Raw genomic sequence first — 22,366 nt, forward strand, 5'->3', positions numbered from 1 at the left:
GGCGCGCGGTCATGCTCAGCCGAGCTTCTTCTTCAGCAGTTCGTTGACCTGCTGCGGATTGGCCTTGCCCTTCGTCGCCTTCATCGCCTGGCCGATCAGCGCGTTGAACGCCTTTTCCTTGCCTGCGCGGAATTCCTCGACCGACTTCGCGTTCGCCGCGAGCACTTCGTCGATGATCGCTTCCAGCGCGCCGGTGTCGGAGATCTGCTTCAGCCCCTTCGCGTCGATGATCCGGTCGGCCGCGCCTTCGTCGGTCGCCTTCTCGTCCCAGATCGCCGCGAAGATTTCCTTCGCGATCTTGTTCGAGATCGTGCCGTCGGCGATGCGCTGCAGCAGCAGCGCGAGCTGCGCGGCCGACACGGGGATCGCGTCGATCTCGATGCCGTCACGGTTCAGCTGCGACGACACGTCGCCCATCAGCCAGTTCGCGACGATCTTCGCGTTCGCCGCGCCGGCCTTCGCGACCACCGCCTCGAAGTAAGCGGCCATCGCCTTGCTCGTGGTCAGCACGCCCGCGTCGTACGCAGACACGCCGTACTCGTCGACGAAGCGCTGCTGGATCGCGGCCGGCAGTTCGGGCATGCCCGACTGCACGCGCTCGACCCAGTCCTGGCCGATCACGAGCGGCATCAGGTCGGGGTCGGGGAAGTAGCGGTAGTCGTGCGCGTCTTCCTTGCTGCGCATCGAACGCGTCTCTCGCTTGTCCGGATCGTAGAGGCGCGTTTCCTGCACGACTTCGCCGCCGTCCTCGATCAGCTCGATCTGGCGACGGACTTCGAAGTTGATCGCCTCCTCGAGGAACCGGAACGAGTTCAGGTTCTTGATTTCCGCGCGCGTGCCGAACTTCTCCTGGCCGACCGGGCGCACCGACACGTTCGCGTCGCAGCGGAACGAGCCTTCCTGCATGTTGCCGTCGCAGATGCCGAGCCACACGACGAGCCCGTGCAGCGCCTTCGCGTAGGCGACGGCCTCGGCCGCGCTGCGCATTTCCGGCTCGGTGACGATCTCGAGCAGCGGCGTGCCCGCACGGTTCAGGTCGATCCCCGTCGCGCCCGCGAAGTCTTCATGCAGCGACTTGCCCGCATCTTCCTCGAGGTGCGCGCGGGTCAGGTTGACCGTCTTCTCGTACGCGGCCTTGCCGGCCTTTTCGTTGGCGGGCACCTGGATCGTGATCTGGCCGCCCTGCACGACCGGAATCTCGTACTGGCTGATCTGATAGCCCTTCGGCAGATCGGGGTAGAAGTAATTCTTGCGCGCGAAGATGCTGCGCGGCGCGATGGTCGAGCCGATCGCGAGGCCGAAGCGGATCGCCCGCTCGACCGCGCCGCGGTTCAGCACCGGCAGCACGCCCGGCAGCGCCAGGTCGACCGGGCAGGCCTGCGTGTTCGGCTCGGCGCCGAACTGCGTCGACGCGCCCGAGAAAATCTTCGAGACGGTCGACAGTTGCGCGTGCGTCTCGAGACCGATAACGACTTCCCATTGAGTAGCCATATGCTTACACCCCTGCCGGAACTTGCTTGTGCCAGTCGGTCGCGCGCTGGAACGCGTCGGCGACCTGCAGCATCCGGGCTTCGTTGAAATAGTTGCCGATGATCTGCAGGCCGACCGGGCGCTTCGCGTTCGCGCCCGCGCCGAAGCCGCACGGCACGCTCATGCCGGGCAGGCCGGCGAGGCTCACCGACAGCGTGTAGATATCCGCGAGATACATCTGCACCGGATCGTCGCCCTTCGCGCCGAGATCCCATGCGACCGTCGGCGACGCCGGGCCCATGATCACGTCGCAGGACTTGAACGCTTCCTGGAAATCGTTCGCGATGATGCGGCGGATCTTCTGCGCCTGCAGGTAGTACGCGTCGTAGTAGCCGTGCGACAGCACGTACGCGCCGACCAGAATGCGGCGCTTCACCTCGGGGCCGAAGCCTTCGGCGCGCGACTTCTTGTACATGTCGAGCAGGTCGCCGTACTGCGCGGCGCGATGGCCGAAGCGCACGCCGTCGAAACGCGACAGGTTCGACGACGCTTCGGCCGGCGCGATCACGTAGTACACGGGGATCGACAGTTCCGTCTTCGGCAGCGATACCGGCACGAGCGTCGCGCCGAGCGCTTCATACTGCTTCAGCGCCGCGTCGATCGTCGCGCGCACGTCGTCGGCGAGGCCTTCGCCGAAATACTCGTTCGGCAAACCGATGCGCAGGCCCGCGAGCGGCTTGCCCGTGTCGTTGCCGGCCGTCCACGGCTGGCCGAGGTGGCGCGTGAAATCCTCGTCGTCGCGCTCGAGGCTCGTCGAGTCGCGCTCGTCGAAGCCGGCCATCGCGTTCAGCAGCAGCGCGCAGTCGGACGCACTCTGCGCCATCGGGCCGCCCTGGTCGAGCGACGACGCGAACGCGATCATCCCGTAGCGCGACACGCGGCCGTAGGTCGGCTTGATGCCCGTCACGCCCGCGAACGAAGCGGGCTGGCGGATCGAACCGCCGGTGTCGGTGCCGGTCGCGGCCGGCGCGAGACGCGCGGCGACGGCGGCCGAGCTGCCGCCCGAGCTGCCGCCCGGCACCGCGTTCGTGTCCCACGGGTTCTTCACCGCGCCGAACGCGGAATTCTCGTTCGACGAGCCCATCGCGAACTCGTCCATGTTGGTCTTGCCGAGCGTGACCATGCCGGCCGCCTGCAGGCGGGCGACGACGGTCGCGTCGAACGGGCTCTCGTAATTCGCGAGCATCTTCGAGCCGGCGGTCGAGCGCCAGCCGCGCGTGACGAACACGTCCTTGTGCGCGATCGGCAGGCCGGTGAGCGCGCCGCCCGCGCCGCGCGCGAGCGCCGCGTCGGCGGCTTTCGCCTGCGCGAGGGTCAGATCGGCGTCGACATGGACGAACGCGTTCAGGTCGCGTGCGGCGTCGATCCGTTTCAGGTAGTGCTGCGCGAGCTCGACGGCCGAGCATTCCTTGGCGGCGAGCGCGGCGCGCAGTTCGGTCAGGCTTTTTGCGTGCATTGAGTGGTTTTCCTGGGAATTCTGGGTGGCGCGCGGCGCAAGGCGGCCGGCGCGCTTGTCATCGAATGCTTACTCGATCACCTTCGGCACGAGATAGAGGCCGTCCTGGACGGCCGGCGCCGGACGCTGGTTGTCGTCGCGATTGACGACTTCCGTCACGGCGTCGTCGCGCAGGCGCTGCGCGACTTCCTGGATCTGTTCGATCGGGTGGGCGAGCGGCGCGATGCCGGCGGTATCGACCGCCTGCATCTGCTCGACGAGGCCGAAGAATTCATTGAGCTGGCCGAGCATGTGCTCGGCGTCGGCGTCGGCCATTTCGAGTCGCGCCAGGTGCGCGATGCGTTTCACATCGGTCAGGGTCAGGGCCATGCGATCACCGGAAAAACAAGGCTGCGCAGCGCATCAAAAGCAGCACTGCGGCGGGGGGTTGGAGGGTGCGATCCCACCCTCAAAAATCGGGGCCGAAGCGGCAAAAATACCGCCCGTTTCGATTCAAATACCGTGAAATTATAAGGTATCATTACGCGTTCGACCCAAACCCGGCAGCCTTTTCCCGCACCGTTTCGCCCCACTTCGGCAAGCCGTGCGTGCATCGTGCGATCCCCGGTAGACATCACTCGCAGCTTCGTGCGCCGCGGCGGCCGCTTCCGCCACGCTTCCCGAGGCTGTTATTTTTTCCGCTGCCGCCCTCAGCGCTCGCTATGCAGGGCCGGCCCAGAGCGAAACAGGATTCTGAATGTTCGGTTTTTTGCGCAGCTACTTCTCCAACGATCTCGCGATCGACCTCGGCACCGCAAACACCCTGATCTACATGCGCGGCAAGGGCATCGTGCTCGATGAACCGTCCGTCGTGTCGATCCGCCAGGAAGGCGGCCCCAACGGCAAGAAGACGATCCAGGCGGTCGGCAAGGAAGCCAAGCAGATGCTCGGCAAGGTGCCGGGCAACATCGAGGCGATCCGCCCGATGAAGGACGGCGTGATCGCCGACTTCACCGTCACCGAGCAGATGATCAAGCAGTTCATCAAGACCGCTCACGAATCGCGCATGTTCTCGCCGTCGCCGCGCATCATCATCTGCGTGCCGTGCGGCTCGACCCAGGTCGAGCGCCGCGCGATCAAGGAAGCCGCACACGGCGCCGGCGCATCGCAGGTCTACCTGATCGAGGAGCCGATGGCGGCCGCGATCGGCGCGGGCCTGCCGGTGTCGGAAGCCACCGGCTCGATGGTCGTCGACATCGGCGGCGGCACGACCGAAGTCGGCGTGATCTCGCTCGGCGGCATCGTGTACAAGGGTTCGGTCCGCGTCGGCGGCGACAAGTTCGACGAGGCGATCGTCAACTACATCCGCCGCAACTACGGGATGCTGATCGGCGAACAGACCGCCGAGGCGATCAAGAAGGAAATCGGCTCCGCGTTCCCGGGCTCCGAAGTCAAGGAAATGGAAGTGAAGGGCCGCAACCTGTCGGAAGGCATCCCGCGCAGCTTCACGATCTCCAGCAACGAAATCCTCGAAGCGCTGACCGATCCGCTGAACCAGATCGTGTCGTCGGTGAAGATCGCGCTCGAGCAGACGCCGCCGGAACTCGGCGCCGACATCGCCGAACGCGGGATGATGCTGACGGGCGGCGGTGCGCTGCTGCGCGACCTCGACCGCCTGCTCGCGGAAGAAACCGGCCTGCCGGTGCTCGTCGCCGAAGATCCGCTCACCTGCGTCGTGCGCGGTTCGGGCATGGCGCTCGAGCGCATGGACAAGCTGGGCAGCATCTTCTCGTACGAGTGATCGTCTAAGCTGTTTCGTTGATATGACGCACCCGCGGCGTGGCCGGATCGCTCGTTTAGAACGAACCGCCGCGCCGTTTGCGCGTCTGAGCATCATTTAACCGATCACACGCGCCCGGCGCCGACCATGGAATACAGTCCGCCGCCCCTCTTCAAGCAAGGTCCGCCCGCGCTTGCGCGGCTCATCTTCTTCGTTGCCCTCGCCATCGCGCTCCTGGTGTCGGACGCGCGCTTCAGCACGCTCGAAATCGTGCGCGGCGTGCTCGGCACCGTGCTCTATCCGCTGCAGCGCGCAGCGCTCGTGCCGCGCGACCTGTTCATGGGCGCGGCCGACATCGCCGTCACCGGCGCATCGCTGCGCCACGAGAACGACGACCTCCGCAAACGCAACCTGCAGCTGTCCACGCAGGCCAACCAGGCCGCCGTGCTCACGCAGGAAAACGCGCACCTGCGCGCGGTGCTCGAGCTGCGCCAGCACATCGCGACGCAATCGACGCCGGTCGAGATCCAGTACGACACCAGCGATCCGTTCACGCAGAAGATCGTGGTCGGGCAAGGCTCGCAGCAAGGCATCCAGAACGGCTCGCCCGTCGTCAGCGAAGACGGCGTGATCGGCCAGGTCACGCGCGTGTTCCCGCTGCAGGCCGAAGTCACGCTGGTCACCGACCGCGATCTCGCGATTCCCGTGCAGGTGCTGCGCACCGGCCTGCGCAGCGTGATCTACGGCACGCCGAAGGGCGATTCGCTCGACCTGCGCTTCGTGCCGACGAGCGCGGATCTCGTCGCCGGCGACGAGCTTGTCACGAGCGGCCTCGACGGCGTCTATCCGCCCGGCCTGCCGGTTGCGAAGGTCGCGCGCGTCGACAAGCTCGCCGATACCGCATTCGCACGCGTGACCTGCGCGCCGGTCGCCGCCGTGCGCGGCGCGCGCCAGATGCTCGTGCTGCATTACCAGAACGACATCCCGCCGCGCCCGGTCGAGCCCGATCCGGCCGCCGACAAGAATGCGAAGGGCAAGAAGGGCGCGAAAGCCGCCGCGAAGGGCGAGAAGGCGGACAAAGCCGACGCGAACGCGAAGCCGGCCGCCGCGGCCCAGCCCGCCGCGAAGCCTGCGCCGGCGGCGCCCGCCGCCCCGGCCAGGCCGGCCGCCGCGCCCGCGAAGCCCGCGGCCGGGCAACCAGGAGCCCAGCGATGAACCGCCCGCAATACATCCTGCAGCCGGTCAATCCGTACTTCATCGTCTTCAGCCTCGCCGCCGCGTTCCTGCTGAACCTGATGCCGTGGGGCCGCCTGCCCGGCGTGCCCGACTTCGTCGCGCTCGTGCTGCTGTTCTGGAACATCCACCAGCCGCGCAAGGTCGGGATGGGCGTCGCGTTCGCGCTCGGCATCCTGATGGACGTGCATGACGCGGGACTGCTCGGCGAGCACGCGCTCGCCTATACGCTGCTGTCGTACGGCGCGATCACGATCCACCGCCGCGTGCTGTGGATGCCGATCGGCGTGCAGGTGCTGTATGTCACGCCGCTGCTCGTCGTCGCGCAGCTCGTGCCGTTCGTGATTCGCCTCGTGATGGGCGCCGCGTTCCCGGGCTGGCGCTACCTGGTCGACGGCTTCGTCGAAGCCGCGCTGTGGCCGATCGCGAGCCACCTGCTGCTGATGCCGCAACGCCGCCCGGTCGATCCGGACGATACGCGCCCCATCTGAGCCGGACCGACCTTGAATACCCGCCGCCCCCACGCCCGTTGCGCCCAGGGGCGGCACCTCGCCCGCCCGCGCGGGCCGGATCGACTGTAACCGCATGACCGAATTCAACGACACCCAACAGCAGCTCTCGAAGTTCCGCCTGCGCGTCGCGGCGGCGGGCGTGTTCGTGTTCGTCTGCTTCGGGCTGCTCGCGAGCCGCTTCTTCTACCTGCAGTTGATGCAGCACGGCAAATACGCGCTGCAGGCCGAGGAAAACCGCATCTCGGTCGCGCCGATCGTGCCGAACCGCGGGATCATCACCGACCGCAACGGCGTGATCCTCGCGAAGAACTATTCGGCGTACACGCTCGAGATCACGCCGTCGAAGCTCGACGACACGCTCGACAACACGATCGACAAGCTGTCCGAGATCATCCCGATCGACGCCCGCGACCGCCGCCGCTTCAAGAAGCTGCAGGAAGACTCGAAGAATTTCGAGAGCCTGCCGATCCGCACGCGGCTCACCGACGCGGAAGTCGCGCGCTTCACCGCGCAGCGTTTCCGCTTCCCCGGCGTTGACGTGCGCGCGCGCCTGTTCCGCCAGTACCCGCTCGGCATGACGGCCGCGCACGTGATCGGCTACATCGGCCGGATCTCGAAGCGCGACCAGGATCGCATCGACGCGATGAGCGACGACAACGACAGCGACCAGGAACACTACGATCCGCGCCGCGACGCGAACAACTACAAGGGCACCGACTACATCGGCAAGATCGGCGTCGAGCAGAGCTACGAGACCGAGCTGCACGGGCTGACGGGCTTCGAGGAAGTCGAGGTGACGGCCGGCGGCCGGCCGGTGCGCACGCTGTCGCGCACGCAGGCGACGCCCGGCAACAACCTCGTGCTGTCGCTCGACATCGCGTTGCAGCAGGTCGCCGAACAGGCGTTCGCCGGCAAGCGCGGCGCGCTCGTCGCGATCGAGCCGAAGACGGGCGACGTGCTCGCGTTCGTGTCGTCGCCGAGCTTCGACCCGAACTCGTTCGTCGACGGCATCGACCAGCAGACCTGGGACGAACTGAACAACTCGCCCGACAAGCCGCTCCTGAACCGCCCGCTGCACGGCACCTACCCGCCCGGCTCGACGTACAAGCCGTTCATGGCGCTCGCGGGCCTGACGCTCGGCAAGCGCACGCCGGGCTGGGGCTTCCAGGATCCCGGCTACTTCACGTTCGGCGGCCACACGTTCCGCAACGACGTGCGTTCGGGCCAGGGCTGGGTCGACATGAACAAGGCGATCATGGTGTCGAACGACACCTACTTCTACATGCTCGCGCGCGACCTCGGCGTGAACTCGATCGCGAACTTCATGAAGCCGTTCGGCTTCGGCCAGATCACCGGGATCGACATCCAGGGCGAGGCGCGCGGGATTCTGCCGTCGACCGACTGGAAGAAGAAGGCGTTCAAGAAGGCCGCACAGCAGAAGTGGTTCGACGGCGAGACGATCAGCCTCGGGATCGGCCAGGGCTACAACTCGTTCACGATCCTGCAGCTCGCGCACGCGACCGCGACGCTCGCGAACAACGGCGTCGTGATGAAGCCTCACCTCGTGAAGGAAGTCGAGGATCCGATCACGCGCGGGCGCCACCTGACCGTGCCGAAGGAAAGCGAGGTGATCCCGCTCAAGCAGGCCGACATCGACGTCGTGAAGCGCGGGATGGAGAACGTGATCGAGAACCCGTCCGGCACCGCGTACAAGGTGTTCCGCGGCGCCCCGTACCTCGCCGCCGGCAAGACCGGTACCGCGCAGGTGTTCTCGCTGCAGGGCTCGAACTACAAGGGCCACCTGCTCGCCGAGCACCTGCGCGACCATGCGCTGTTCATCGCGTATGCGCCGGTCGACCACCCGCAGATCGCGGTGGCGCTGGTCGTCGAGAACGGCGGCTGGGGTGCGCAGGCCGCGGGCCCGATCGCGCGCCGCGTGCTCGACTACTACCTGATCGACCGCCTGAACCCGAAGAACGAGGCCGCGGCCGTGGCCGCCGCGGCGTCGGCGACCGAGCCGGTGAGCACGCCCGTGGTCGGTGACGCCTCGAAGCCCGCCGCCGTCGCGGCCGGCTTCACCGCGCTGCCGCAGCCGGTCGTGCCGACCGCGGCCAGCGCAGCCGATGCCGCATCGGCTGCATCGGCCGCGTCGGCTGCCGCAGCCCCGGCCGACGCGAGCGCCGCGGCGCCGATGGCCGCGAGCCTGCCGCCGATCCGGCGCCCGCACCGGCCGCGCCGGCCCGCCAGCGACGCGCAGCCGCTCGTCGCCACGCCGCGGGACGACAACCACCGTGCGACGGCCCCCGCGAAGGCGGCGGACGCCGGCACCGCTCATTAACGGAGAAAGGCATGCAATTCGACAAGCGCGCCTGGCTCGACAAGATCAAGCAGATGTTCGCGGGCTTCGACCGCCCGCTCGCCCTCATCGTGTTCCTGCTGCTGTGCGTCGGCATCGTCACGCTGTACAGCGCGGCGATCGACATGCCCGGCCGCGTCGAGGACCAGTTGCGCAACATCCTGCTGACGTTCGTGCTGATGTGGGTGATCGCCAACATCCCGCCGACCACGCTGATGCGCTTCGCGGTCCCGCTCTATACGTTCGGGGTCGCGTTGCTGATAGCCGTCGCGCTGTTCGGGATGACCAAGAAGGGCGCGAAGCGCTGGCTGAACGTCGGCGTCGTGATCCAGCCGTCGGAAATCCTCAAGATCGCGACACCGCTGATGCTCGCGTGGTACTACCAGCGCCGCGAAGGCGGGCTGCGCTGGTACGACTTCATTGCCGCGTTCGGAATCCTGCTGGTGCCGGTCGGGCTGATCGCGAAGCAGCCCGACCTCGGCACGGGCCTGCTCGTGTTCGCGGCCGGCTTCTTCGTGATCTACCTCGCCGGCCTGTCGTTCAAGCTGATCGTGCCGGTGCTCGTCGCCGGCGTGATCGCGGTCGGCTCGATCGCCGTGTTCGAGGAACGCATCTGCCAGCCCGAAGTGCAGTGGCCGCTGATGCACGACTACCAGAAGCACCGCGTGTGTACGCTGCTCGACCCGACTTCCGATCCGCTCGGCAAGGGCTTCCACACGATCCAGGCCGTGATCGCGATCGGCTCGGGCGGCGTGCTCGGCAAGGGCTACCTGAAAGGTACGCAGGCTCACCTCGAATTCATTCCGGAGAAGCACACCGACTTCATCTTCGCGGTGTTCTCGGAGGAATGGGGGCTCGCCGGCGGGCTCGTGCTGCTGACGCTGTACATGGCGCTGATCGCGCGCGGGCTCTACATCGCCGCACAGGGCGCGACGCTGTTCGGGCGCCTGCTCGCGGGCTCGCTCACGCTCGCGTTCTTCGTCTATGCGTTCGTCAACATCGGGATGGTGAGCGGCGTGCTGCCGGTCGTCGGCGTGCCGTTGCCGTTCATGAGTTACGGCGGCACCGCGCTTACGACGCTCGGCATCGCGATCGGGATGATCATGAGCGTCGGGCGGCAGCGGCGGTTGATGAAGAGCTGACCGCGCGGCCTGCACCGCAGTCAAAGAAAACGGCGCCCCCTGGCGCCGTTTTTCATGGGCCAGGAGGCCGGACGCGGCCGCTTACTGCGGTGGCGCGTGCGGCCCGCCTTGTTCCGCTCCGCCGCCCGTTGCCGGCTCCTGCGCCTTCAGCCGCGCGCTCAGCTCCTTGAACTTCAGCCCGGCCGTCTCGTCGCCCTGCGCGGCCGCCGCCGCGTAATACGCGCGCGCGATGTTCAGGTTCTGCGCGACGCCGTCGCCGCCGCGCTCGTAAAACGACGCGGTCACGTACTGCGCGGTCGGCTCGCCCGCGTCGGCGGCCTGCTTGTACCACGCGAACGCCTGCCGGTTGTCGCGCGGCGTACCGCGCCCGTCGAGGAACTGGTTCGCGAGCGACAGCTCGGCCTGCACGTGCCCCTGCTTCGCCGCCCGCAAGAACCAGCGATGCGCTTCGGCCGGATTGCGCGCGACGAACTCGCCGTCGTCGAACATCCGGCCGTACACGTACTGCGCATGCGACATGTTCGCGTCGGCCGCGCGCTTCAGCCAGCGCAGCCCTTCGTCGACGTTCGCGGTCACGCCTTCGCCCGTCAGCAGCATCATCGCGTAGTTGAATTGCGCGAGACGATCGCCGCGCTCGGCCGCGTCGTGGAACTGCACCAGCGCCGCGCGAAAGTCGCCGGCGTTGTAGTCGGCGACCGCCGATTGCGTCTCGTGCGACGGATCGGGCTTCGCTTGCGGCGCACCCTGCGCGATGGCCGCGACACACACGGCCCACAGGCCGAACACCATACCGATCTGCGCGCGCCCACGGCACGCACCGTCGCCGCCGTTCATGACCGTACCTCCTGCAGCGCCTGCCGCGTCGCGCGCAGCAGCCAGCTCACGTCGGCCGACACCGTGATCATCCGGTAACCGGCCTCGCGGTACTGGCGCGCGGCTGCCGTATCGCCCGCGAAAATACCGACCGCGACGCCCGCCTGCCGGCCGGCTGCGAGCACGCGCGCCATCGCGGTTTCGACGTCCGGGTGGCGGATGTCGCCGAGATGCCCGAGGCTTGCCGCGAGATCGGCCGGGCCGATGAACAGGCAGTCGACGCCGGGCGTCGCCGCGATCCGCTCGACTTCGTCGACGCCGCGCGCCGATTCGATCTGCACGACCACCGCGACCTGCGCATTCGCCGTCTGCACGTAATCGCGGCGCATGCCGAACGCCGCCGCACGCACCATGCCCGCGACGCCGCGCAGCCCGTCCGGCGAATCGGGCGACGGATAGCGCGTGAGCCGCACCGCATGCGCGGCTTCGTCGGGCGTCTCGATCGACGGAAACATCAGCGTGCGCGCGCCGGCGTCGAGCGCGCGCTTCACGAGCCACGGCTCGCGCGCCGGCACGCGCACGACGGGTTCGCTCGGCAGGTGCGCAGCAGCAATCGCGCGCAGCTGCGAGGCCACGTCGCGGCTGTCGTTCGGCGCGTGCTCCATGTCGATGCAGAGCCAGTCGTAACCGGCATGCGCCAGCGCTTCCGCAGCCGATTCGCTGCCGAGCGACAGCCACAGGCCGTACAGCGGATCGTCGCCGTCACGCAGGCGTTGTTTGAGGGAATTGGTGAGCGTGCTCATCGATACGGCCTCCTGGACGGAACGGCAATCGAACGGGACAAGCAACTGGCCAAGCGGAATGCGACACGTCGTGCAGCGCAGCACGGCGGCTGCACCGGATCGCACCCTGGAACGTTAGTCGGCGACGGGCAGCCGATCTGACAGCGCATGGCGTACAACGGCGCGCGGAAGCATTTTCCGGTGCCACTCAACGATCATAGCGCGGCGTTGCGCGGAATGCGGGAACAGCCAGGGAAGCGTTGCCGACGCGGGACGGGGCCGGCACGGCGCAGTGACGGGCAGCCCACGCCGGATGGCGGGGGCTGCCGGGAAGGCGGGATCAGCGGCCGGGCTGGCGCTCGACGTCGGCCCAACAGTTCGGCGTTTCGTACAAACGCACGCGTTCGAGGCGCAGGTTCACGCCGTAGTGCGCGTCGTACACGTTCGCGAGAAGGTCGAACGCGAGCGCGGCAAGGTTCTCGACGGTCGGGATCCGGTCGATCACGACGGTCTTGTGGTCGGCCATCTGTTCGAGGAACGAGCGTACGACGTCGTCGCGCGCGTAGACCAGGAACGCGTGGTCCCACTTGCTGACGAGGTGCTCGACCGCGAGCGCCTTCACGTCGGCGAAATCCATCACCATGCCGCGGTCGGGCGCCCCTTCGGTATCGACGAGATCGCCGCGCAGCGTGATTTCGAGCACGTAGCGATGGCCGTGCAGGTTCCTGCACTGGCTGCGGTGATCGGGGATGCGGTGGCCCGCGTCGAATTCGAGTTTTCGGGTAATCAGCACGATGTCAAAAGCCGTGGCTCAGGGAATGTTCAGATATTTGTGGGTCTGCATCGACAGCCGCCACTGCGGATGACGCTTGCACCAGTCGATCGCGAGCTTCGTATTGAGATCGCGCGACGGGCCGTCCATCGGCTGGACCAGGAAGTACTCGAAGTCGAGCTTCGCGTAGTCGGCCAGCCGCTGGTTGTCCTGCGGGATCACGACCTTCAGTTCGTTGCCTTTCGTGACGACGAGCGGCGCGTCGGCCTTCGGGCTCACACAGATCCAGTCGATCGATTCGAGCACCGGCAGCGAGCCGTTGGTCTCGATCGCGATCTCGAAGCCGGCCGCGTGCAGCGCGTCGACGAGCGGCTGGTCGAGTTGCAGCATCGGCTCGCCGCCCGTGCAGACGACGAAGCGGTGCGCTTCGCCCTCCGGCCACAGGCCGGCGATCGTCGCGACGAGTGCTTCGGCGTCCTTGAACTTGCCGCCGTTCTCGCCGTCGGTGCCGACGAAATCGGTATCGCAAAAGCGGCACACGGCCTCCGCACGATCCTCTTCGCGGCCCGACCACAGGTTGCAGCCGGCGAACCGGCAGAACACGGCCGGCCGGCCCGCATTCGCGCCTTCGCCCTGCAACGTGTAGAAAATTTCCTTGACCGCGTAAGTCATCGTGCTTCGTCCGGCTCGCGCCGCTCGTTGTCGATCAGAATCCGTTACCCAGCCGGCACTGCCGGCACCCGCTCACAGCGGCGCCTCGGTCACCCGCTCGCCCTTCAGGTAAGCCTCGTAGCCGCGCTTGCGCAGCTTGCAGGCCGGGCATTCGCCGCAGCCGAAACCCCAGTCGTGCAGTTCCGCGCGCTCGCCCACGTAGCACGTGTGCGTCTCGACGCGGATCAGTTCGACGAGCGCCTCGCCACCGAGCTGTTCGGCGAGCTGCCACGTCTGCGCCTTGTCGAGCCACATCAGCGGCGTCTCGAGCACGATGCGCGTGTCCATGCCGAGGTTCAGCGCGACCTGCAGCGCCTTCATCGTGTCGTCGCGGCAGTCGGGATAGCCCGAGAAATCGGTCTCGCACATCCCGCCGACCAGCACGCGCAACCCGCGGCGATAGGCGATCGCCGCGGCGATCGTCATGAACATCAGGTTGCGGCCCGGCACGAACGTGTTCGGCAGGCCGTTCGCCGTTGTCTCGATCTCGATCGTGCGCGTCATCGCGGTATCGCTGATCGCACCGAGCACCGACAGGTCGATCATGTGATCGTCGCCGAGCCGGTCCGACCAGGCGGAAAAATCGCGCTTCAGCGCTTCGCGCACGCCTTCGCGACATTCGAGCTCGACGCGATGGCGCTGGCCGTAGTCGAAGCCGAGCGTCTCGACCGTCTGGTAGCGTTCGAGCGCCCATGCCACGCACGTGGCCGAGTCCTGCCCGCCGGAAAACAACACGAGCGCGCCGTCTTTAGCGTCTGTCCGAATCACCGTGATACTCCGTGAATGTGTAGGCTCGCGTCGCGCTGCGCCCCAAGGCCGGCTGCCGCCGGGCGGCCCGACGCGGCCGGCCTGCGCCGGCTCGACCAGTATAGGCAGCGCGATTGGCCGCGAACGCGGCGGCGCGCTTATACCGCCCATCGCGCGGCATCGTTGCCGCGCGTCACGGCGGCGCGAGACACGCGGCCTGCCGTGCGCATGAAGCGATGCGCTAAGTCATTGAGCGGGCACGGATTTTATCATGCCCCGGCAAATGCTGCCGGCCACGCCGCCAACGACACGCCATACCCACCACAAACGAAAAACCCCAAGAACCTTCCGATTCTTGGGGTTTTAAATGCTGGTGGCCTGGGACGGAATCGAACCATCGACACGCGGATTTTCAATCCGCTGCTCTACCAACTGAGCTACCGGGCCAACGAAGAAGAGAAAGTATAGCGACCCTTCTTCACTTGAGCAAGTGCTTTCGCAAAATATTTTATAGCGCGCCTTCGGCCGGCTTCTTGCCGAGCTCCACGCCGAGCTGTTTGAGCTTGCGATACAGGTGCGTGCGCTCGAGGCCCGTCTTCTCCGCGACGCGCGTCATGCTGCCGTTCTCGCGCGCGAGGTGATATTCGAAGTACGCGCGCTCGAACGCATCGCGCGCTTCGCGCAACGGGATGTCGAACGGGATCGCGGCCGTCTGGCCCGCAAGGCCGAGGGCCGACACCATGTCGTCGCCGAGCGTCGGCAGCGCAGCCGCGGACGCGACCGCCGCGGGCCCTGCGGCCTGCCCGGCGCCGGCCTTCGCCGCCGCATTCGCCGACACCGGCGCCGCCCCGCGGGCGAGACCGTGCTCGACGGACTTCAACAGCTTCTGCAATGCAATCGGTTTCTCGAGGAAATCGAGCGCACCGATCTTCGTCGCCTCGACGGCCGTATCGATCGTCGCGTGCCCGGACATCATGATCACGGGCATCGTCAGCAGCCCCTGCGCCGCCCATTCCTTGAGCAACGTGACGCCGTCGGTATCGGGCATCCAGATATCGAGCAGCACGAGATCGGGCGCCTGCTTCAGCCGGTATTCCCGCGCGGCCTGCGCGTTCTCCGCCGCCTCGACGACATGTCCTTCATCGCTGAGGATCTCCGAGAGCAATTCCCGGATGCCCATTTCATCATCTACCACCAGGATGGTTGCCATTTACGCTGCCTTTGTCTGCTCACTTGCTTTTGTCTTGGCGGGGGTCGTCCCGTCCTGCGCACCCGGTTCGGTGCCTGGCGTATCGCTCGCCATCTGCAGGAACAGGATCGACACCTGCGCACCCTCGACGGTCTCGCCGTGCATGCGGTTGCGCAGATCGATCCGCGCACCGTGCTCGTCGACGATTTTCTTGACCGTGGCCAGCCCGAGCCCCGTGCCCTTCGCCTTCGTCGTCACGTAAGGCTCGAACGCGCGGGTCAGGATGCGTGCCGGAAAACCGGGCCCGTTGTCGGACACGGTCAGACGTACCGCGACGCGCGTTTTGCCCTCGGCGTCGGGATCGCCATATTCTACTGTCTTGGTTTCGATCAACACACGCGGATGCGCAGACTCCGCGACCGAATCCTGCGCATTCTGCAGCAGGTTGTGAATCACCTGGCGCAGTTGCGTCGCGTCACCGCGAATCACCGGCAACGACGGCGCGAGCTCGGCGACGATCGGGCTCTTGCCTTCGCCGACACCATACAGCCCGAGCACCTCGCTCGCCAGTTCGTTCAGCTGCAGGTTCGCGAGCACCGCCGGCGGCGTGCGCGCGTATTCGCGGAAATCGTCGACCATCCGCTTCATCGCCGCCACCTGGTTCACGATCATCGTCGCACCGCGCTTGAGCACATCCGCATCAGGCGGTGCGAGCTTGTCGGACAGCTTCATCTGCAGCCGCTCGGCCGACAGCTGGATCGGCGTCAGCGGATTCTTGATCTCGTGCGCGAGCCGCCGCGCGACCTCGCCCCACGCGACCGAACGCTGCGCGGAAATCACGTCGGAGATGTCGTCGAACACGACGACATAGCCGGACGTCTGCGGATCGTCGGCCTGCCCCTCGACCGTCGACACGAGGCGCGCGCCACGCACGAGCAGCGTCAGCGGTTCGGTTTCGCCCGGCATCTCGATCGCGAACTGCTGCTGCCAGTGGCCGCGATCGCCGCTGCCGCCGTCGGATGCCGCCTCGCGATCGGCGAACGCCTTGCGCACCATCGCGCCGAACCCGGCGGCCACGCCGATCCGGTCGAGCGTCGTGCCGATCAGCGCGTTGAACGGCTGCCGGAAGATCCGCTCGGCGCCGCGATTGGCCGTCGTCAGCCGGAACTGGCGGTCGAGCACGAACACGCCGGCCGTCAGGTTCGCGAGGATGCTCTCGAGATACGTCTTCGAATGCTCGAGCGCGATACGGTTCTTCTCGACCGCGAGCCGCGCCTCGGACAACTGGCGCGTCATCGCGTTGAACGACTGCGTGAGGAAGCCGAGCTCGTCGCGCGTCTTGATCTCGCGCTTCGGCGTGTAGTCGCCTTCCGCGACCTCCTTCGTGCCCTGCGCGAGCAGGAACAGCGGCCGGGCGAGCTGCTGGCCGAGCGCGAGCGCGAGCATCATCGCGATGAAGGTCGCGAGGAACAGCGCGAGCGTCAGCGTACCGATGTACATCTTGCGCAGCCCCGTGCGGCCGAGCGACTTTTCCTGGTACTCGCGATACGCGCGCTGCACGGCATCCGCGTTGTGCGCGAGCGTCGGGGGCACCGGTTGCGTGAGCTGCAGGAAGCGCTCCGCCGGCTGCAGCAGCGACGTCGTCGCATCGGGGATCGGCCGCACGACGCGCAGCCGCAGCGCGCCCTTCGCGCCGTGCGTGCGCGGGTCACCGTCGACTTCGCCTTCGATCGCCGCATAGGCGCCGTGTTCGCGCGCCTGGCTCAGCATCAGCGACGTCGGCAGGTCGTCCGGGATCAGCGCCGCGAAATTACCCGACGCCTGCGCGACGATGTGCAGGTCGGGCGCCGCGCCCGAGCCGCCGCGGCTCGGCTCGACGATCGTCGCATCCTGCACGCCGAACTGGTCTCGCAGACGCAGCAGCGTGAGCGTCGTGCCGTTCGTGTTCGCGTCGACGCTCGCGAGCTGGTCGGACATCAGCCGCGCCTTCGTCTGCAGATCGGACAGCGACGCATCGAGCATCCCGCGGCCGAGGTTCAGGCCGGCCGTCAGCGCGGTCTCGACGTTCACGTCGAACCACGACTCGATACTGCGCGACACGAACTGGTACGACACCACGTAGATGATCCCGCCCGGCACCACGCCGACGAGCGCAAAGAACACCGCGAGCTTCGCGAGCAGCCGCGTGCCGAATTTGCCCTTCCTCAGGCGCACGATGATCATCCCGATCAGCCCGAGCACCACGAGCAGGAACACCAGCGCGACGATGATGTTCATCGCGTACAGCCACGAGTAGTAGCGGTCGAAGAATTCGGTGTTCGCGCTCGCGGCCGCGAGCAGCACGAGCAGCAGCAGCGCGGTGAGCGCGACGGTCGAGACGATCACGCGAACGAGGAGGCTCTTCCCGCTGGCCGCGCGGCGCACTTTATTTAGCACGTTCGGTCACCGTGAAGTTGAAGCGCTTCCAGTCCGACCCGAGCGTCCAGTCGCGGTTGTTCACGGCATCGACCTGGAACGGCTTCGGCATCAGCGCCGTATCGAGCTGCATCCGCACCGACGCCGTGTAGGTTTCACCCAGGCGCACCTGGTTGCGGTCGATCACGTGCCACGACGTGATGTGCCGCACGACCGCGAGCGCATCCTTCAGCGACGGGAAGCCGAGTTGCAGGCCGCCCGTCGACACGCGGTACTCGCGCGTGAGCGGCTGGAACGACAGGCGGATCGTCTGCGTCACCGCCACCGGCTGCTCGTCGAACCAGTACCAGCGCGCGCGGCTCAGTTCGAAGTCGGTCGTGAAGTAAAGCGGGATGCCCTTGTTGACGGCATCCTCGAGGTTCGGATTCAGCTCGAAGTCGAAACGCGCGTCGAGGCTCCAGCCGCTTCCGTCGGACTGGAGCGACGCGCGCTGTACGGCGATCGATTCGGCATGCGCCGGCCGGACGACGGCCAGGCATAGCATCAACGCGACCAGCAAGACGGCCGCGAGCCGAAATGGAAAAAGGTGTTTGATCGTCACCGTTTCTGAAACCGCGCGTAGAAAAATCCGTCGTGATCGATGTTCTGGTCGAGTGCGCCGGCGGCCGCCCGTCCCTGCACGCCGCCCGGCAGCAGCTGGCCGGGGGCGTCCAATCGTACCGCATCTTCACAGGCCGCTTCAAACCAGCGCGCCTGCCATTCGCCTTCCTCGGGGAAGATCGAACAGGTCACGTAAAGCAGTTCGCCGCCCGGCTTCACGAGCGGCCACAGCGCCGACAGGATGCGGCGCTGCTCCGCGACGAGCGCCGGGATGTCGGCCTCGCGGCGCAGCCAGCGGATGTCGGGGTGCCGCCGCACGATGCCGGACGCCGAGCACGGCACGTCGGCCAGAATGCGGTCGAACGGCCGCCCGTCGTACCACGCGTCGGGCGCCCCCGCGTCGCCGACGCGCACGTCGGCGTCGAGCGACAGGCGCACGAGGTTCTCGCCGATGCGTGCCGCGCGCGCCGCGTCGCTTTCGAGCGCCACGACTTCCGCACCGGCCAGCTCCAGAATGTGGCCCGTCTTGCCGCCGGGTGCCGCGCACGCGTCGAGCACGCGCATGCCGTCACGCGCGCCGAGCCATTCGGCCGCGAGCTGCGCGCCGGCGTCCTGCACCGACACCACGCCATCGGCGAATCCCGGGATGCGATCGACCGGCAGCGCCGACGCGAGCCGCACCGCATGCCGGCCGATCGCGGTCGCCTCGATGCCGCTCGCGCGCAGCGTGTCGAGATACGCATCGACGCTCGCGCGGCGCGCATTCACGCGCAGCGTCAAAGGCCCCTGGCGTTCGCCGGCCGCGAGGATTGCCTGCCATGCATCGGGCCATGCGCGCTGCACTGCATCGACCCACCATGCGCGGTAGTTCCAGCGCGCAACCGGGTCGTCCTGCATCGCCGCGACGAGCGTGTCGCGCTCGCGCAGGAAACGACGCAACACCGCGTTGACCATGCCCTTCGCGAACGCGCATTCACGCCGCGCGCCGATCACGGTCACGGCCTGGTCGACCACCGTGAACGCCGGATACGCGGCATCGTCCGCCGGATCGAGCAGCAGCGCGAGCGCGCCGGCGAGCACCGCATGCACGTGCGCAGGCGGCGCCTTGCTGACGAGTTTGCCGACCAGCCAGTCCGCGCTGCCGAGGCGGCGCATCGTCCGGTAGGCGACGTCCTGCGTCGCGCCGCGCGCGAGCGCCTGCGCACCGGACGGCATCTGCGCGAACACCGCCGACAGTGCCGCCGGCAATGCGGTGCCGCGCCGTACCGCATCGACCGCCTGCGCGGCCGCGTCGAGCGCGAAGCCGAGCGATTCGGGCGCCAGATGCAGCGCGGCCAGACGCGCCGGGCGGCCGGAAGAGGACGGAGCGGAAGAACGGGTTCGTGTCATCGGTACGGAATCGGCAATCAGGCGCGGCAAAAACGTGCAGCAAAAAATGCGGCAAACGGCAGGATCGCGGCGGCCGCGAAGCCTCGCGATCCCAAACCGCGCATTGTAGCGTGCGACCACGCGGCCCCTTTGGCCCCTTTACGGCACGCACAAATGAAACACCCCGCAGCGCGAAGCGTGCGGGGTGGCATGACGGCTCCCCGCGGCAACAGCCGCGCGGGGAGCCGGGGTTTAGTCGAAGCGACCCGTACGCGCCATCTCCATCAGGCGCGCAATGCGCTCCTCGGTCGCCGGGTGCGTCGAGAACAGGTTCTGCAAGCCGCCGCCGTGCAGCGGGTTCATGATCATCATCTGCGCGGTGGCCGGATGGGCCTCGGCCGCCTGGAACGGGATACCCGCCGCATAGCGATGGATCTTGTCGAGCGCGGTCGCGAGCGACTGCGGATCGCCGGAAATCTGCGCGCCGCCGCGGTCGGCCTCGAACTCGCGTGCGCGCGAAATCGCCATCTGGATCAGCGCGCCGGCGATCGGCGCGAGCAGCGCGACCGCGATACCCGCGATCGGATTGGCCGGCCGACCGTTCTCGTCGCGCCCGCCGAAGAACATCGCGAAGTTTGCGATCGCCGAGATCGCGCCCGCCATCGTCGCGGTGATCGTCGAGATCAGGATGTCGCGGTGCTTCACGTGCGCGAGCTCGTGCGCCATCACGCCACGCATCTCGCGCTCCGACAGCACGCGCAGGATGCCCGTCGTCGCGGCGACCGCCGCGTGCTCGGGGTTGCGGCCCGTTGCGAACGCGTTCGGCGCGTCCTCGTTGATCAGGTAGACGCGCGGCATCGGCAGGTTCGCGCGCGTGGCCAGCTCGCGCACCATCCGGTAGAACTGCGGCGCCGTGTTCTCGTCGACTTCCTGCGCGTTGTACATGCGCAGCACCATCTTGTCCGAGAACCAGTACGAGAAGAAATTCATGCCGAGCGCGAACAGCAGCGCGATCGTCATGCCGCGCGAGCCGCCGATCATGCCGCCGATCACGATGAACAGGGCCGTGATCGCGGCCATCAGCATCGCCGTTTTGACCCAATTGAACATACCCACTCCTTATCCGTCAGGGGACCCGCCACGCATCAGAGGGCGCAGCGGAAAATTGTAAGCGATTTGTTAGATAAGGTCTTGCCGGAAAAATTCAATCTCAACGTTGCGATGTCGCAAGACGAAGCCCGAGGCCGACGAACGCGCTGCCGACCGTGCGGTCGAGCCACTTCCTGACGCCCGGCTTGCCGGAAAAGCGCTCGGTGACGCTGCCCGCGACCCACGCGACCAGGCTGGTCCAGACCGTGCTCATCGCGACGAACACCGCCCCGAGGGTCAGGAACGCCCAGGCCTTGTGCGGGCTGTCGGCCGACACGAACTGCGGGAAGAACGACACGAAGAACAGCACGACCTTCGGGTTCAGCACGTTGGTCCAGAAGCCCTGCATGAACAACTGGCGCAACGGCTTGGCGGGGGCGGCCTGCGCGGCCTCGGCGCCCGACGGCGCGCCGGCCTGCTTCGCGATGATCATCCGCACGCCGAGATAGATCAGGTAGGCCGCGCCGACCAGCTTGATCACCGTGAACGCAGTGGCCGACGCCGCGAGCAGCGCGGTCAGGCCGAATGCACAGGCGAGGGCGTGAACGCAGCAGCCGGCCGAAATGCCGAATGCCGACATCAGCCCCGCGCCGCGACCCTGCGCGACGCTGCGGCCGACGATGTAGGCCGTGTCGGGGCCGGGCGTGATGTTCAGCAGGAATACCGCGAACACGAAGAAGCCGAAATGGGTGATGCCGAACATGAAAACCTCGAAACCGGTGAGCGCAAGGAAATTCTACGCGCGCCTGCCACGCCGCGCGACTCGGCCGTCCGGCCAATTGCGCAGCGCCGGCAGACCGTGTCGAATGGCGATCAGGCCGTGTCAGTTCACGTCGGGCAGCGTGAAACGCTGGCCCGCGGCGAGCGGCGAGCCGGCCAGGAATTCGCGCGCGGGCAGTCGTTTGCCGCCCGGCTTCTGCAACTGCGTGACGCGCAGCGCGCCGCTGCCGCATGCGACGACCACGCCTTCCGGCGCAGCTTCGACGATCGTGCCGGGCGCCGCGTCGCCGCGCGCCGCCACGGGCTCGGCCGCCCACAGCTTGATCGCCGCGCCGTCGAGCGTCGCGACGCCGCCCGGGAACGGATCGAACGCACGCACCTGGCGCGCGAGCACGTCGGCCGGCTTGCGCCAGTCGAGCGCCGCTTCATGCTTGCCGATCTTTTCCGCGTAGGTCACGCCGTCGGCCGGCTGCGGCGTGGCCGGCAGCGTGCCGTTGCGCTCGAGCTGCACGAGCGCGTCGACGATCAGCCGCGCGCCGTCGGCGGCAAGACGGTCGTGCAGCGTCGCGGTCGTATCGTCCGCCGCGATCGCGAGGCGGGCTTCCTCGATCATCGCGCCGGTGTCGAGGCCGACGTCCATCTGCATCAGCGTGACGCCCGTCTCGGCGTCACCCGCCTCGATCGCACGATGGATCGGCGCGGCGCCGCGCCAGCGCGGCAGCAGCGAGGCATGGATGTTAATGCAGCCGGCGCGCGGGATGTCGAGCACTTCCTGCGGCAGCAGCAGGCCGTACGCGGCCACCACCATCACGTCGTGCGGCGTCGCGCGCAGCAGCTCGATCGCGTCGGCCGCCTCGGCCGGGTACTTGCCCGCGCGGCGCAGCGACGGCGGCTGCGCGACGGGCATCCCGTGCTCGACGGCGTAGCGCTTCACGGCGCTCGCCTGCAGCTTCATCCCGCGCCCAGCAGGGCGATCGGGCTGGGTGAGCACGAGCGGCACCGGGAAACCGGCCTCGTGGATCGCGGCAAGGGCAGCCGCGGCGAATTCCGGCGTGCCGGCAAAAATCACGCGCAACGTATGGGTCATGACAGCGTTCGGGGTCGGGCAGCGT

Annotated in this window: 20 protein-coding genes and 1 tRNA gene; 5 read left to right on the top strand and 16 right to left on the bottom strand. The window is 67.7% G+C overall.

What is annotated here, in order from left to right:
• Positions 1 to 15 precede the first annotated feature (15 nt).
• The 3 genes from gatB to gatC form a co-directional block, all read right to left on the bottom strand.
• Positions 16 to 1,491 (bottom strand): Asp-tRNA(Asn)/Glu-tRNA(Gln) amidotransferase subunit GatB, encoded by a 1,476-nt coding sequence (gene gatB, locus ACWMMN_RS16480; protein WP_059232913.1) that lies wholly within the window; start codon positions 1,489 to 1,491, stop codon positions 16 to 18.
• Between the two features lie 4 nt (positions 1,492 to 1,495).
• Positions 1,496 to 2,986, bottom strand: a complete 1,491-nt coding sequence (gene gatA, locus ACWMMN_RS16485; RefSeq protein WP_486422854.1) for an Asp-tRNA(Asn)/Glu-tRNA(Gln) amidotransferase subunit GatA — start codon at positions 2,984 to 2,986, stop codon at positions 1,496 to 1,498.
• Between the two features lie 69 nt (positions 2,987 to 3,055).
• The gene (gatC, locus tag ACWMMN_RS16490) at positions 3,056 to 3,355 is read right to left on the bottom strand and encodes an Asp-tRNA(Asn)/Glu-tRNA(Gln) amidotransferase subunit GatC (RefSeq protein ID WP_006477478.1); all 300 of its coding nucleotides are present in this window, start codon (positions 3,353 to 3,355) and stop codon (positions 3,056 to 3,058) included.
• A gap of 367 nt (positions 3,356 to 3,722) precedes the next feature.
• Here gatC and ACWMMN_RS16495 point away from each other — a divergent pair, with 367 nt between their 5' ends.
• The 5 genes from ACWMMN_RS16495 to rodA all read left to right on the top strand — a co-directional run bounded on the left by ACWMMN_RS16495 (position 3,723) and on the right by rodA (position 9,988).
• The gene (locus ACWMMN_RS16495) at positions 3,723 to 4,766 is read left to right on the top strand and encodes a rod shape-determining protein (RefSeq protein WP_004189550.1); all 1,044 of its coding nucleotides are present in this window, start codon (positions 3,723 to 3,725) and stop codon (positions 4,764 to 4,766) included.
• Positions 4,767 to 4,892: 126 nt separating this feature from the next.
• Positions 4,893 to 5,960 carry a rod shape-determining protein MreC gene (mreC, locus tag ACWMMN_RS16500; protein ID WP_174994144.1) on the top strand — a complete coding sequence of 356 codons (1,068 nt, stop codon included), beginning with the start codon at positions 4,893 to 4,895 and terminating at the stop codon, positions 5,958 to 5,960.
• A complete protein-coding gene (gene mreD, locus ACWMMN_RS16505) occupies positions 5,957 to 6,469 on the top strand; it encodes a rod shape-determining protein MreD (protein WP_009687274.1) in 513 nt (170 codons plus the stop codon). Before mreC ends, mreD begins: the two co-directional genes overlap by 4 nt.
• 94 nt (positions 6,470 to 6,563) lie before the next feature.
• The gene (gene mrdA / locus ACWMMN_RS16510; protein WP_059232910.1) at positions 6,564 to 8,828 is read left to right on the top strand and encodes a penicillin-binding protein 2; all 2,265 of its coding nucleotides are present in this window, start codon (positions 6,564 to 6,566) and stop codon (positions 8,826 to 8,828) included.
• An 11-nt stretch (positions 8,829 to 8,839) separates the two neighbouring features.
• A complete protein-coding gene (gene rodA, locus ACWMMN_RS16515) occupies positions 8,840 to 9,988 on the top strand; it encodes a rod shape-determining protein RodA (RefSeq protein WP_059232909.1) in 1,149 nt (382 codons plus the stop codon).
• 81 nt (positions 9,989 to 10,069) lie between these two features.
• On the opposite strand, the gene ACWMMN_RS16520 is transcribed toward rodA, so the two are convergent.
• From ACWMMN_RS16520 to fmt, 13 genes are all read right to left on the bottom strand, one after another.
• The gene (locus tag ACWMMN_RS16520; protein ID WP_059232908.1) at positions 10,070 to 10,822 is read right to left on the bottom strand and encodes a tetratricopeptide repeat protein; all 753 of its coding nucleotides are present in this window, start codon (positions 10,820 to 10,822) and stop codon (positions 10,070 to 10,072) included.
• Positions 10,819 to 11,604: an HpcH/HpaI aldolase family protein gene (locus tag ACWMMN_RS16525; protein ID WP_059232907.1), complete on the bottom strand. Its 786-nt coding sequence runs from the start codon at positions 11,602 to 11,604 to the stop codon at positions 10,819 to 10,821. The genes ACWMMN_RS16520 and ACWMMN_RS16525 overlap by 4 nt, the downstream gene beginning before the upstream one ends.
• A gap of 319 nt (positions 11,605 to 11,923) precedes the next feature.
• A complete protein-coding gene (queD, locus tag ACWMMN_RS16530) occupies positions 11,924 to 12,376 on the bottom strand; it encodes a 6-carboxytetrahydropterin synthase QueD (protein WP_059232906.1) in 453 nt (150 codons plus the stop codon).
• 18 nt (positions 12,377 to 12,394) lie between these two features.
• Positions 12,395 to 13,027, bottom strand: a complete 633-nt coding sequence (queE, locus tag ACWMMN_RS16535) for a 7-carboxy-7-deazaguanine synthase (RefSeq protein WP_021163976.1) — start codon at positions 13,025 to 13,027, stop codon at positions 12,395 to 12,397.
• Positions 13,028 to 13,099: 72 nt separating this feature from the next.
• Positions 13,100 to 13,834, bottom strand: coding sequence for a 7-cyano-7-deazaguanine synthase QueC (gene queC / locus ACWMMN_RS16540; RefSeq protein WP_059232905.1), 735 nt, complete (start codon positions 13,832 to 13,834; stop codon positions 13,100 to 13,102).
• Between the two features lie 350 nt (positions 13,835 to 14,184).
• A tRNA-Phe gene (locus ACWMMN_RS16545) sits at positions 14,185 to 14,260 on the bottom strand.
• A 61-nt stretch (positions 14,261 to 14,321) separates the two neighbouring features.
• Positions 14,322 to 15,023, bottom strand: a complete 702-nt coding sequence (gene esaR, locus ACWMMN_RS16550) for a response regulator transcription factor EsaR (protein ID WP_059232904.1) — start codon at positions 15,021 to 15,023, stop codon at positions 14,322 to 14,324.
• Entirely contained in the window at positions 15,024 to 17,438 is a 2,415-nt protein-coding gene (gene esaS, locus ACWMMN_RS16555; RefSeq protein ID WP_059232903.1) for a sensor histidine kinase EsaS, read from the bottom strand. It lies immediately after the preceding gene.
• Complete coding sequence (locus ACWMMN_RS16560) at positions 17,428 to 18,018, bottom strand: DUF4390 domain-containing protein (protein WP_059232902.1); 591 nt, start codon at positions 18,016 to 18,018, stop codon at positions 17,428 to 17,430. The genes esaS and ACWMMN_RS16560 overlap by 11 nt, the downstream gene beginning before the upstream one ends.
• A complete protein-coding gene (gene rsmB, locus ACWMMN_RS16565; protein WP_256085361.1) occupies positions 18,015 to 19,406 on the bottom strand; it encodes a 16S rRNA (cytosine(967)-C(5))-methyltransferase RsmB in 1,392 nt (463 codons plus the stop codon). The genes ACWMMN_RS16560 and rsmB overlap by 4 nt, the downstream gene beginning before the upstream one ends.
• A gap of 231 nt (positions 19,407 to 19,637) precedes the next feature.
• Complete coding sequence (htpX, locus tag ACWMMN_RS16570) at positions 19,638 to 20,495, bottom strand: zinc metalloprotease HtpX (RefSeq protein ID WP_059232900.1); 858 nt, start codon at positions 20,493 to 20,495, stop codon at positions 19,638 to 19,640.
• A gap of 100 nt (positions 20,496 to 20,595) precedes the next feature.
• The gene (locus ACWMMN_RS16575; RefSeq protein ID WP_174994331.1) at positions 20,596 to 21,237 is read right to left on the bottom strand and encodes a LysE family translocator; all 642 of its coding nucleotides are present in this window, start codon (positions 21,235 to 21,237) and stop codon (positions 20,596 to 20,598) included.
• 120 nt (positions 21,238 to 21,357) lie between these two features.
• Complete coding sequence (fmt, locus tag ACWMMN_RS16580) at positions 21,358 to 22,341, bottom strand: methionyl-tRNA formyltransferase (protein WP_059232898.1); 984 nt, start codon at positions 22,339 to 22,341, stop codon at positions 21,358 to 21,360.
• Between the last annotated feature and the right edge of the window lie 25 nt (positions 22,342 to 22,366).

This window comes from Burkholderia cepacia complex sp. TUM26381 (assembly GCF_057439935.1).

Bases quoted from the DNA above. Each gene is read 5' to 3' on its own strand.
- mrdA (WP_059232910.1), top strand. From the start codon at position 6,564: ATGACCGAATTCAACGACACCCAACAGCAGCTCTCGAAGTTCCGCCTG.
- queE (WP_021163976.1), bottom strand. From the start codon at position 13,027: ATGACTTACGCGGTCAAGGAAATTTTCTACACGTTGCAGGGCGAAGGC.
- gatC (WP_006477478.1), bottom strand. From the start codon at position 3,355: ATGGCCCTGACCCTGACCGATGTGAAACGCATCGCGCACCTGGCGCGA.
- ACWMMN_RS16575 (WP_174994331.1), bottom strand. From the start codon at position 21,237: ATGTTCGGCATCACCCATTTCGGCTTCTTCGTGTTCGCGGTATTCCTG.
- rsmB (WP_256085361.1), bottom strand. From the start codon at position 19,406: ATGACACGAACCCGTTCTTCCGCTCCGTCCTCTTCCGGCCGCCCGGCG.
- gatB (WP_059232913.1), bottom strand. From the start codon at position 1,491: ATGGCTACTCAATGGGAAGTCGTTATCGGTCTCGAGACGCACGCGCAA.
- htpX (WP_059232900.1), bottom strand. From the start codon at position 20,495: ATGTTCAATTGGGTCAAAACGGCGATGCTGATGGCCGCGATCACGGCC.
- ACWMMN_RS16520 (WP_059232908.1), bottom strand. From the start codon at position 10,822: ATGAACGGCGGCGACGGTGCGTGCCGTGGGCGCGCGCAGATCGGTATG.
- esaR (WP_059232904.1), bottom strand. From the start codon at position 15,023: ATGGCAACCATCCTGGTGGTAGATGATGAAATGGGCATCCGGGAATTG.
- ACWMMN_RS16495 (WP_004189550.1), top strand. From the start codon at position 3,723: ATGTTCGGTTTTTTGCGCAGCTACTTCTCCAACGATCTCGCGATCGAC.
- rodA (WP_059232909.1), top strand. From the start codon at position 8,840: ATGCAATTCGACAAGCGCGCCTGGCTCGACAAGATCAAGCAGATGTTC.
- mreD (WP_009687274.1), top strand. From the start codon at position 5,957: ATGAACCGCCCGCAATACATCCTGCAGCCGGTCAATCCGTACTTCATC.
- mreC (WP_174994144.1), top strand. From the start codon at position 4,893: ATGGAATACAGTCCGCCGCCCCTCTTCAAGCAAGGTCCGCCCGCGCTT.
- gatA (WP_486422854.1), bottom strand. From the start codon at position 2,986: ATGCACGCAAAAAGCCTGACCGAACTGCGCGCCGCGCTCGCCGCCAAG.
- fmt (WP_059232898.1), bottom strand. From the start codon at position 22,341: ATGACCCATACGTTGCGCGTGATTTTTGCCGGCACGCCGGAATTCGCC.
- ACWMMN_RS16525 (WP_059232907.1), bottom strand. From the start codon at position 11,604: ATGAGCACGCTCACCAATTCCCTCAAACAACGCCTGCGTGACGGCGAC.